This is a genomic window from Stenotrophomonas sp. 05L44_2, assembly GCF_056665995.1.
This window is the reverse complement of record NZ_JBFTNR010000079.1, coordinates 1-8797: the sequence shown is the minus strand read 5'-3', so window position 1 is coordinate 8797 and position 8797 is coordinate 1. Positions and strand designations below refer to the sequence as shown.

At 67.2% G+C, this 8797-nt stretch carries 9 protein-coding genes; 2 read left to right on the top strand and 7 right to left on the bottom strand.

Annotation, left to right across the window (positions count from 1 at the left end; genetic code table 11):
* The 4 genes from blaL1 to AC1VAN_RS04480 form a co-directional block, all read right to left on the bottom strand.
* On the bottom strand, positions 1 to 809 hold an 809-nt coding region (gene blaL1, locus AC1VAN_RS04495; protein WP_480985340.1), incomplete at its 3' end, for a L1 family subclass B3 metallo-beta-lactamase.
* 93 nt (positions 810 to 902) lie between these two features.
* On the bottom strand, positions 903 to 3329 hold the full coding sequence (locus AC1VAN_RS04490) for a TonB-dependent receptor (RefSeq protein WP_313115095.1): 2427 nt from the start codon (positions 3327 to 3329) through the stop codon (positions 903 to 905).
* A gap of 70 nt (positions 3330 to 3399) precedes the next feature.
* On the bottom strand, positions 3400 to 4266 hold the full coding sequence (locus AC1VAN_RS04485) for a FecR family protein (protein ID WP_282279796.1): 867 nt from the start codon (positions 4264 to 4266) through the stop codon (positions 3400 to 3402).
* Positions 4263 to 4796: an RNA polymerase sigma factor gene (locus AC1VAN_RS04480; protein ID WP_180831086.1), complete on the bottom strand. Its 534-nt coding sequence runs from the start codon at positions 4794 to 4796 to the stop codon at positions 4263 to 4265. The genes AC1VAN_RS04485 and AC1VAN_RS04480 overlap by 4 nt, the downstream gene beginning before the upstream one ends.
* Before the next feature lie 206 nt (positions 4797 to 5002).
* Here AC1VAN_RS04480 and AC1VAN_RS04475 point away from each other — a divergent pair, with 206 nt between their 5' ends.
* Together AC1VAN_RS04475 and AC1VAN_RS04470 are read left to right on the top strand one after the other, a co-directional pair.
* Positions 5003 to 5269, top strand: a complete 267-nt coding sequence (locus tag AC1VAN_RS04475) for a hypothetical protein (RefSeq protein WP_282279797.1) — start codon at positions 5003 to 5005, stop codon at positions 5267 to 5269.
* Positions 5270 to 5283: 14 nt separating this feature from the next.
* Positions 5284 to 6462, top strand: a complete 1179-nt coding sequence (locus AC1VAN_RS04470) for a low temperature requirement protein A (protein WP_480985339.1) — start codon at positions 5284 to 5286, stop codon at positions 6460 to 6462.
* A 23-nt stretch (positions 6463 to 6485) separates the two neighbouring features.
* Here AC1VAN_RS04470 and AC1VAN_RS04465 read toward each other — a convergent pair whose 3' ends face one another.
* Genes AC1VAN_RS04465 through AC1VAN_RS04455 form a run of 3 tightly spaced genes read right to left on the bottom strand, consistent with a single transcriptional unit; the run spans position 6486 to position 8690 of the window.
* Positions 6486 to 7001, bottom strand: coding sequence for a DUF1697 domain-containing protein (locus AC1VAN_RS04465; RefSeq protein WP_282279799.1), 516 nt, complete (start codon positions 6999 to 7001; stop codon positions 6486 to 6488).
* A complete protein-coding gene (locus AC1VAN_RS04460) occupies positions 6998 to 7639 on the bottom strand; it encodes a response regulator transcription factor (RefSeq protein WP_480985338.1) in 642 nt (213 codons plus the stop codon). Before AC1VAN_RS04460 ends, AC1VAN_RS04465 begins: the two co-directional genes overlap by 4 nt.
* Positions 7632 to 8690 (bottom strand): sensor histidine kinase, encoded by a 1059-nt coding sequence (locus AC1VAN_RS04455; RefSeq protein ID WP_442251796.1) that lies wholly within the window; start codon positions 8688 to 8690, stop codon positions 7632 to 7634. Before AC1VAN_RS04455 ends, AC1VAN_RS04460 begins: the two co-directional genes overlap by 8 nt.
* Positions 8691 to 8797: the final 107 nt, after the last annotated feature.

Genomic DNA, 8797 nt, shown 5'->3' with positions numbered 1-8797 from the left:
GCGTAGTCCTGGCAGGTCATTGCCTTGGCACCCGCTGATGCACCGGCGGCGTAGTTCCAGCCGCTGGCGCCGGGATGCGGGGTCAGCAGGACATCGCAGGGCAGGGCGCGCACCGTGGCGAAGCTGCGGCGATAGTCCTCGATCAGGTGCGGGTAGCGCGGGTTGGCCTGCAGCTGATAGCCCGGCGCACTCAAACTGTCGGCGTAGACCATGCGCACCGGCTTGCCGCCCCGGGTGTCGGTCCAGGTCCAGGCGGTGCTGCCCGGGGTATGGCCGGGCACGAAGTGCGCGGTGAAGTCGACGCCACCGAGCGAGACCACCTCGCCATCCATGATGATCCTGTCCGCCGTTGCCGGCGGATAGGTGATGTCGTCGCCGAAGTGCAGGTCGTTGCTGCCGCCACGTGCCAGCAGCACCGCAGATTCGGCATTTGCGACGATCTGCGCAGCGGTACTGCGCTTGAGCGCAGCAACCGGGCCGGCGTGATCGGCGTGGGCATGACTGAGCAGGATCAGGCGCAGATCCTGCGGCGCAACGCCGCGCGCTTTCATGTTGCGCAGCAGGTGGTCGGCCATCTGCGGCATGCCGCCATCGAGCAGCACCGCGCCCTGCGGCGTCTGCACCAGCAGCGCGGTCAGGTCTTCGGTGCCGATCTGCCAGGTGTGATCGGCAATCTGCAGCGGCGCCATCGGCTGCAGCCAGGAGGCATCAACGGTGTAGGCACGCAGTTGCGGCAGCGTCGGTTCGGCGGCAGAGGCCGCAGCGGGAAGCAGGGCAGCGAGCGTGATGGCGAGGGTCTGCAAGCGCATGGGAGGGCACCGATGTAGGAGGCCCAGAAACTAGCATGGGCCTCCTTCATCGCGTCACGCATAGAATTCATGGCACCCATAAGGCGCCATGTCTCAGTAGCGATACTGCCACCCCAGCGTAAGCACTCGCCCACGCCCGGCGAAGTAGCTCGGGTTGGATGGCGTGGTCTGCGAGTAGTAGGTGATGTACTGCTTGTTGGCGAGGTTCTGCACGCCCAGGGTGAAACTGCTCTTGCCCAGCGCATAGCGGGCGACCAGGTCGACCGTGGTGTAGCCCTTGAAGCTGGCCACCGGCACGCCGCGCAGGTCGAAGTCGCGATCGAAGGCATGGCTGGCTTGCAGACGGGTGCTGAGTTGCGAGGTCCAGCCCTGTTCCCAGAACGCGGTCAGACGGTTCGGGGCGATGTTGACGCCTGCCAGGTCGCTTTCCAGACGACCATCCAGGTCGGCGTCGTAGCGGCCATTGGCGCGGGCATAGCCCATGCCGAGGTGGCTGTCACCCAGGCGCAGGCGCAGGTTGGTCTCGAAGCCTTCCACCCGCGTGGCCTGGCGCTGCACGTTGTAGGCATCGATGCCGGCGTCATAGACCAGTACCGAACCCAGCTTGGATTCGGAGGTGTAGTACGCGATATCGCCGCTGAAGCGGCCGTCGTCATACTCCAGCCCGATCTCGCGGTTGTCCGACACCACCGGCGACAGGTCCACCAGGTTGTCCACGCGCTGGCCATCGCGATTGATCGCGCGCAGCACGCGGCCAACATCGGCCACGGTGTAGCCTTCCGAATACGACGCGTAGGCATTGAGACGGTCATTGATGTACCAGACCGCGCCGAAGTTCGGCAGCGTCTCGCTCATCGTCGGTTTGCCGCCGGCCACCTTGCGTGCGCCGTAGCGGGGCAGGGTGGTGTAGTCGCCCACCTCCAGCTCGCCCTTTTCGTAACGCAGTCCTGCGGACAGCATGACGTGGTCGGTGGGCCACCACTGCAGCTGCAACAGCGGCGACAGGCTCTGATAGGTGGTCAGCGGCACCCAGTTCAGGCCGCTGGCCAGCAGCACCTGATGGGTGCGGTCGCGCAGGCCATCCAGCCCGAGGGTCACGTCCAGCGAGGTGTCGCCGATGCGACGCCAGCTCTGGGTCAGCTTGAAGCCGCGTTTGTCTGATTCATTCTGGGTCTGGTCCCAGGCGGCGTTGGCACCCGTGTTGCCCCAAGGGTCCCACTGGCTGGCGCCGTAACGCCCTTCGAAATCGACCGCGAAGGCCTGTGCCAGGAACTGGCCGCCGAACAGATCGGCATTGCCGTAGTCCAGGGTCAGCGAGCGTGAGCGGTTCATCGGCGGATCGAGCGGCGTATCGCCGGGCACCGACGTGGCCGGGCGACCGGTGCGGAAGTTGCCATCCACAGGCAGGTAATTGTCCAGGCCACGCAGTTCGTAGCGATTGGCCATCAACTGCACGCGCTGGCCTTCGGCGATGTTCCAGCCAAGCTTGGCGAAGATGTTGGTCGAGGTCGAATCCATCAGTTCGCCCTGCGCGTTGGTGCCGATCGCACGGCCGTCGCCGTCGTAGTACAGGCCCTGCCGTTCATGGGCGAGGCCAGCCACGAGGTCGAACTGTTCGCCGCGGATGCCCACCAGTGCCGAAGCGCGCTGGCCGTCATCATCGCGCCGGCGCGGCGAGGCGGCGGTGAGCGAAAGGCTGCTGTCCAGCAGGAAAGCACCCGGTTCGCTCGGCGCACTGCGGGTGATGATGTTGACGATGCCGCCGGTGCCGCCGATGCCCTGCAGCGCGTTGGCACCGTGGATCACTTCGATGCGTTCGATCATCGCCGGATCGATGGTATGCGAATCACGCGAGCCGTCGCGCAACGGGGTTGACTGCGGCACGCCGTCGACCATGTACAGGATGCCGCGCCCGCGCATGCTTTCGCCATAGTTGGACATCTTCTCGCGTGCCGGAGCGAAGGCCGGGATCTGCGAGGACAGCACGCGTGACACATCCGAGCCCAATGCCAGCTGCTGCTGGACGTCCTCACGGGTGAGCACGGTGATGGTGTTTGGCATGGCGGTCTCGCCCTGCGGCATGCGCGCGGTGGACGCCGACACAGTCACTCTGCCAAGCGAGGTTGCGGCTGCCGGCGCTGGCGCAGTGCGCGGGCGGTCCGTGTTTGCCGCCGCAGCTGCCGTAGCGAGCGCGCTGCGGATCACGAACACGCCCGGCGAGCGTTCCTCGACGCTCAGTCCCTGGCCGGCAATCAGCCGTTGCAGTGCTTCGCGCGGGGCATAGCGGCCGTCCAGCGCTGGCGCCTGGCGGCCGGCAACGCTGTCTGCAGCGAACAGCAGCTGGATGCCGCTCTGCCTGGCCACCGCATTGAGTGACTGTTGCAGCGGGGCGGCCGGAAGATGGACGTCCACCGCCGTGGGGGTGGACTGCGCCGCCGCCGGAAGGGCGGCGCACAGGCTGACGGCCAGCAGGGCAGGCGTCAGGCGGCGCAGGGCGGCGGGCAGGGCAATGCGGGTCATGCGGGGTCCTTCAGAGGGGTTCATGCAGCAGCCGTATGAGCAGGGCCATAACCCACCCTCGGTGCCGAATTCAGTGGCGTGCGGAGATGTGCACGCTGCCGTCGCCGCGGACGTGGACGGCGACGGGCAGGATCTCCGGCAGCAGCGCCAGCGCGGTGGCGGCATGGTCGCCATCGAACACGCCCGATACCTGCAGCGTGGCCAGTCCGGGTTCGTCCAGTACGATTGCGCCGTGGTGATAGCGCTGCAGGCTGCGTACCACCTCGCCCAGCGGGGCCTGCGCGAACTGCAGTCGGCCCTGCGTCCATTCCCCGCTGCCAGTGGCGATCGGCTGCGGCGGCTGCACCGGCCCTGTCCCTGTCCCTGCCAGCAGCTGCTGGCCAGGCTGCAGGTGCTGCTCGCCGTCACGGCCAGCAACGCGCACGCCGACCTCGCCTCGCCACAGGCGGACTTCACTGCGGTCACCGCGTCGCTCCACGTCGAACACCGTGCCGTAGTTGCGCACCTGCACGGGCCCGGCATCGACCTGGAACCGGCGCCAGCGCGAGGGCGCCACGTCGAAGCGGGCGCGTCCGGAGACCAGCACCGCGCGGCGCGAACGCAGATGGCTGCGCACCTGCAGATGGCTGCCCGCATCCAGCTGGATACGGCTGCCATCGGCCAGCAGCACGTTGCGACGTTGGCCGATGGCCGTCCGGTAATCGTGCTGTTGCCAGCCGGGATCGACAGCGTAAAGCCCGCCCAGTCCAGCCACCAGCAGCAGGCCGAGCGCAGCCCCGCCGATCTGCCGGCTGCGGTGGGGGCGATACAGTTGCGCCGGATCGGGTACCGGGAACAGTGCCTTGAGGGTGTCCCGATGTTGCTCCAGCAGACGATCAGGCGAAGGCGTGCCGGCCTTGTCCGGGAGTGGAGGGCGCGGGCGAGGGGGCGCTGTCACGTCAGCGCCCTCACCGGCAGCGCCTGCCGGCAATCGACCATCGCCAACCGCAGATGCCGCTCGACCGCCTTCAGGCCGATCCCCATGCGGCGGGCAACCGCAGCCTGCGGAACGTCATGGATCTTGTGCAGGATGAAGACCTGGCGGCGTCGACAGGGCATCGCACGGATGACGTCGACAAGCCGTGCCAGTTCCTGCGCGGCAACGGCCTGTCTGGCCGGGCCGGCACCTTCGCAGGCCGCATCGGGCAGTTCGGCACGCGGTTCCACCCACTGGCGACGCAGGTCTTCAGCACGGCAACGATCAACCGCAGCGTCATGCGCCATCCGTCGCAGCAGCGCCATCGGCTGGCGCACGCCGGCCGGTTCGGGGCGCTCCAGCAGGCGTACGCAGACGTCGTGCACCACCTCGCGGGCCAGCCCGGGTGAGGCGAAGCGACGGCGCAGGTAATCCACCAGATCCTCGTAGTGGCGCACCAGCGAGGACACCAACGGCAGCACAGGTGGCGGGGGGTGCGGTGGCGTGGACATCCGGGAAAGCGGCGCAGGCAGGAAGGGGTGCCAGGCAGGGCCAGCCCTGCGCGGTGTCACGATAGTAATGGGAACTGTTCGCATTTGCTATCGGATGAGCGACGACGGGATTGTTCGCGGTGCCCGGAAAGTGAATCCATGATCACCCTCTGCAGCGCACACTCGGCCGCAGATAGGCTGCATGGCAGCCATCGGGGAGAGTGACCATGCACGTGCTTCTGGTGATCGTCGGCGGGTTCCTGCTGCTGGCCGTCTTCGCGCTGTTCGGCAGGCTCTGGAGCACAAGCAGCCCTCAGCTGCCAACGGGGCTGCTGGCCTTCATCGGCACCTGGCTGCTGGTATCGGTGGCCAACATGTGGGTGGGGGTCAGCCGGGCAGGCTATACGGTGCGCGAGGAGTTGCCGATCCTGCTGCTGGTGTTTGCCGTGCCGGCGCTGGTGGCCGGTGTCATCTTCTGGCGGCTGGGCCGCTGAACCGAGGATCCGTGATGCCGGCAACGCCCCGTCTTCCTGCCCTGCGTCGTCGCGACGGCCATCATGCACGGGTGACCTACGAAGAACTGTTCTTCGACCTGGTCTATGTGTTCGYGGTCACCCAGCTCAGCCACCACCTGCTGCACCACCTGGGCCTGCTGGGCGTGCTGCAGACGCTGGTGTTGTGGTTTGCGGTCTGGCTTGGCTGGCAGTACGCGTGCTGGGTCAGCAACTGGTTCGACCCGGAGGCGCCGCGTATCCGTGGCCTGTTGTTCGTCACGATGCTGCTGGCGTTGCTGATGTCTTCGTCCATCCCGGAAGCCTTTGCCGGTCGCGCCTGGATGTTCGCCGGTGCCTACGCCACGATGCAGGTAGGGCGGACGCTGTTTGTGCTGCTGGAAGTAGGGCGCTCGCACCCGCTGGCCGCCAACTTCAGGCGCATGCTGGCCTGGGTCAGCGTTTCGGCCTGCTTCTGGCTGGCCGGTGCATCGGTCGAGGGCAATGCGCGGCTGGCATTGTGGGCGGTGGCTGTCGCCTGCGAGTACATCTCGCCGATGTTCGGCTTCGCGTTTCCGGGCCTTGGCCGTTCGCGTACCCGCGAGTGGACCATCGAAGGTGGGCACCTGGCCGAGCGCTGCCAGTTGTTCGTGATAGTCGCATTGGGTGAGACGTTGCTGGCAACCGGCGGCGTGCTGAGCGAGGTGGAGCGCTGGAGTGGCGCGGTGGTGTCGGCAGTGCTGGCGACCTTTGCCGGTACGATCGCGATGTGGTGGCTGTACTTCGGCATCTCCAGCCGCGACGCCACCGACACCATCACCCGTTCCGACGACCCGGGCCGCATCGGCGCCTACTTCCACTACGTGCACGCGCTGCTGATCGCCGGCATCATCGCCACCGCCGTCGGCAACGACCTGGTGATGGACGAACCGGAGGCGAGGGTGACCCTGCCGTATGCCGCGATGCTGGCAGCGGGGCCGTTGATCTACCTGCTGGGCAGCGCACTGTACAAGCGGGCGGTCTACGGCCGCGTGCCGCGCTCGCACCTGGTGGGGGCAGGGGTTCTGGTCGTGCTCGGCTTCGTGCTGCCATGGATGCACCTGCTGGCGGCAGGGTGGCTGACCAGCATCGTGCTGCTGGCGGTGGGGCTGGCCGATACACGGTTGAAGCGAAGCATTGCAGCGACGCGCCGTTAGGGGGCTGCCCGGCAGGCCTGAGCTCAGCGCAGCTCCGCAGCCATCGCCGCCAGTCGGCTCACGGTGTTGATGTTGCGGCCGGTTCCGTTTGCTGCGAAGGGGACGCGCAGGCGCGAACCGGCCATGCCATCGCCGTAGTGGATGAACAGCTCGCGCTTGCCGAGAGCGAGCTGTTCTTCGCCAATACCCGTCACGCCCTGCAGCGGATCCTTCGGCAGCTCCGCATCGATGAACAGGGCGACGACACGGTTGCCGGCGGCGTCCTTGAACGGGTTGCGGGCGACCACTTCGGCCATCTCAGCAGCGGTACGCAGCAGCACGCCGACCGGCTTGCCCGCATAAGCATGCAGGCTTTTCGCCAAACTGCCGCGCACACCCGCCTCGTCGAGCGTACTGCTGAACACGGCATTGCCGCTGGCGATATAGGTGCGGACGTCCCGGAATCCGGCGTTCTCGCACATCCGCACCAGCTCGGTCATCGGTAGCTTGCCGGTGCCGCCGACATTGACCGCGCGCAGCAGGGCCACGTAGGCGGTCATGGCGCAGCGGCCTGCAGCCGGTCGTACATGCGGACCAGATCGACCAGCGTGCGTGCTTCCATCTTGCGCATGACCTGCGCGCGACGCACCTTCACGGTGATCTCGCTGACCCCCAGGTCGGCGGCGATCTGCTTGTTCAGGCGACCGCGCACCACGCCGGCAACCACCTCGCGCTCGCCGGCGTTCAAGGTGCCCCAGCGCAGCTGCAACGCGCCCAGCGCATCACCCTCGCGGCGCCGCTGGCGATCGATCCCGATGCCCCTGTGGATCGCGTCCAGCAGTTCCTGGTCGCGGAACGGCTTGGTCAGGAATTCGATGGCGCCGTCCTTGATCGCATTGACGCCCATGGCGATGTCGCCGTGGCCGGTGATGAACACCACCGGCAGGTGCAGRYCGTGGCTGGCCATGCTGCGATGGAAATCCAGTCCGCTCTGCCCGGGCATGCGCACGTCCAGCACAAGGCAAGCCGGAGCATCCTCCATCGCATGGGCAAGAAATTCGCCGGTCGAGGCGAAGGCCCGCACCTGCAGGCCCATCGAGGCCAGCAGGTCCTCCAGCGCGGCGCGCACCGAGGCGTCGTCGTCGACCACGTAGACGATCGGTGACGGTTCAATAGGTGCTGTGGTGGGTTTACGCATGCGCAGCCTCCGTGGCCGTTGGCAGCTCGAAGATGAAGCAGGCGCCGCCACCGGCCGGTCGTTCGGCGCGGATATGGCCGCCGTTGGCTTCGATCATCGAGCGGCTAAGGCTGAGGCCCAGGCCGAGGCCGTTCGCCTTGGTGGTCCAGAATGCATCGAACACGCGGTCAGTCTGCTCAGCGGGCAGGCCGACACCGCGATCGCGCACGCTCAGGCTGACGTGGCCGCGACCATCGTACGCCGTCAGCATGGACAGCCTGCGCTCGCTTACGCGCGTGTCCGACATCGCATCGACGGCGTTGAGGATGAGGTTGCCGATCACCTGCTGCACCTGTACGCGATCGGCATGGGCAGGGGGGAGTTCATTGCCCAGCACCAGCGCCACGGTCACACCATGCTGTTCCAGTTCGCTGCGCGAGAGTGCCAGCATTTCCTCCACGGCCAGGTTGAGGTCGAAGGCCTGGCGCTCTGGCGCGGCGCCTTGGGTCAGGCCACGGATGCGGGCAATCACGTTACTGGCGCGATGGGCGTCGGCGACGATGCGGGCGATGGTCTGGCGCGCCTTGTCCAGGTTCGGCGGCTCCTGGGCCAACCAGCGCTGGCTGGCTTCGGCGCTGCTGGCGATGGCCGCCAACGGCTGGTTCACTTCATGTGCGATGGAGGTGGTCAGCTCGCCGACGGTGGAGGCGCGGGCCACCCGCAGCAGGCGCGCCTGTGTATCCTGCACCGCGGCCTTGGCCGCTTCCATCTTCAATGCCAGGTAGGTGGTGATGCCGATCACCAGCATGCCGATCGCTGAATTGACCAGGCCGATGCGGTAGGTGCCGAAGCGGGTGAGGAAGAAGCTAAGGCCGGTCAATGCGATGCAGACTGCCGCAAGGGCGATGAGCCCGCGGGCGGGAAGCCGCCGCGACGCTGCCAGGATCACCGCCGCGTAGAAGCAGGCGGCAGCAACGGCGTAGTCGGTAACCGTATCGACCAGGAAGATGGCCGCCATCACGATGATCAGGGCCAGCACGACCAGTGGGCGGCGGGGCGACAGCGATGGCATCGGGATAGCTCCCTGGCGTGGGTGGAAAGGATAGCAAAGCGCTGTTCAGTAGATGTCGACCTTGGTCGGCATGCCCCAGAGAGATGCAGGGTAGTGCCGGCCCCGGG